Below are 1982 nucleotides of genomic sequence, written 5' to 3'. Positions count from 1 at the left end.
CCCGCGTCGTCCGCCGGGCCAACCGCACCCCATTCCCCACCAAGAAGCCGATCGACAGACACCTCACAGGACCACCACCCTCGGTCGTCACAGTACTAACCCGAACCTAAAGTTCCTGGTATTGGGCGGTAGGTTCAGCAGACGCGCGATCAGATAGAGGTTCTCCCGCCCGGAGACGTCCTCGTCCACAGCCGCGTACTGGCCCGCCAGGCCGATCCGGCGACGCACTGCGCGGGAATCCCGAACGACGTCGTGACCGTCGATGAAGGCATGCCCACTGTCGGGGCGCTCTAGCGTCGCCAGGATTCGGACGATCGTGGTCTTTCCGGCCCCGTTCCGACCCAGCAGGCCCAGCACCTCGCCAGCCGACGCCTCGAGGTCGACCCCGCGCAGCGCGCGGACCTCGCCAAAGGATTTACTAATGCCTTTGATCTGTATGGCGACCGTCATCCGAACCCTTCTCGCTACTGAAGACCAAGCCGGTCGAACCCCGGTGCCAATTTGACCGTGAGAATGAGCAGCACCCGCGGCAGAGACTAGGCTGCTTTCTTATCGGCATAATATCGTTCGCTTTTCGACGGCCAGGTTCCGGCGATAGGCGCCCGCCCGGCCACTATTCGACGGCACGCATTCTGCTCAGACGACCGCGAGGACCCGCTCAATACTTCCGAGCAACCGCCTTGAGACCTGCTCCGCACAGCGGTAGGACGACCACCGGCGGTCTTCCCCTGGCGTCTCGGACCTGGTCGGCCCACTCGGCGCCCGATCCGTCGAGCCATCGAAGCAGCCCGGCATAGGTGGCCGCCGCGGTAGGCTCCACGAACAACCCGGCCCGCGCCAGCTCGACCCGAGCTTTCCCTATCGCGTCCTCCGCCGCCGTCACGACGTGTCCAGCCCGGGAGCGGAGCACCTCGAGGATCTCGTTCCCGCGGGCCGGCGCAGCGATCGCGATACCGTCCGCAACGGTCCCCTCGTTGACGACCGGTACCAGGCGAGCGTCCCCGGCAGCGACGGCGGCAGCGACGGGCGCGCAGCGTTCGGCCTGCACTGCCAGGAAAGTCGGTTCCTCAGCCAGCGCGCCCGACCGCCGCAGTTGCTGAAATCCCCGATGGGCGCCGAGCAGCATCGTCCCGTTCCCTACCGGAAGCGCTACCAGGTCGGGCACCCCACCGCCGAGCTGCTCCACCATCTCGAAAACAAAGGTCTTCACACCGGCGACGAACAACGGGTTGTAGACGTGGCTGGCGTAGAAGGCGCCGCTGTTCGCCACCGCGTCGATCGCGGCTTCCTCCGTCGCCTTACGGTCCCCGTCGACCCGGTGGCATACAGCGCCGTATGCCTCGATCTGGGCCGTCTTGCCCGGGGACGTCCAAGCGGGGACGAAGACGTCGAGCGGGATGCCGGCGCGGGCCGCGTAAGCCGCAGTGGCGGTCCCCGCATTCCCGCTCGAGTCGATCACCAGCCGACTCGCGCCGAGGCGGCTGGCTGCCGCCACTACCACGGCGGCGCCGCGGTCCTTGAACGACAGCGTCGGCATCAGGAAATCCAGCTTCGCGAGCACGACGACGCCTGCGATTTCCGGGTTCACAGGCACCATCGGCGTCATTCCCTCCCCAAGGCTGAGCGTGCGCCAGTCCAGGGCATCACCGTCAGGCACGATCATCGTGGCATAGCGCCAGATGCTGGTCGGGCCGCCATGGCCGGCAGGAAATCCGATCGCGCTGTCGGGAAGCACATAGAGACCCCCGCATCCGCATCGCCAGGCCATGAGGCCCATCTGGTCTACCCGCTCGCAGCGGACACACATCACTTCGGTGATGCCGGCTCCTCGGAATCGGTAGTTCTCCCAGGGTACTGCCCAATACCAGGAACTTTAGGTTCGGGTTAGTACTGTGACGACCGAGGGTGGTGGTCCTGTGAGGTGTCTGTCGATCGGCTTCTTGGTGGGGAATGGGGTGCGGTTGGCCCGGCGGACGACGCGG

At 66.3% G+C, this 1982-nt stretch carries 2 protein-coding genes; both read right to left on the bottom strand.

Annotated elements, in window-relative coordinates:
* Window positions 1-87: 87 nt before the first annotated feature.
* Window positions 88-450: an ATP-binding cassette domain-containing protein gene (locus tag AB1460_RS37120; protein ID WP_420497465.1), complete on the bottom strand. Its 363-nt coding sequence runs from the start codon at window positions 448-450 to the stop codon at window positions 88-90.
* A gap of 208 nt (window positions 451-658) precedes the next feature.
* On the bottom strand, window positions 659-1735 hold the full coding sequence (locus AB1460_RS37115) for a pyridoxal-phosphate dependent enzyme (protein ID WP_368967215.1): 1077 nt from the start codon (window positions 1733-1735) through the stop codon (window positions 659-661).
* Window positions 1736-1982: the final 247 nt, after the last annotated feature.

The sequence above is a fragment of the Parafrankia sp. FMc2 genome, from assembly GCF_041008525.1.
In the GTDB taxonomy this organism is placed as follows: Bacteria; Actinomycetota; Actinomycetes; order Frankiales; family Frankiaceae; genus Parafrankia.
The sequence above is the reverse complement of the archived record's forward strand: the minus strand, read 5'-3'. Positions and strand labels throughout refer to the sequence as shown.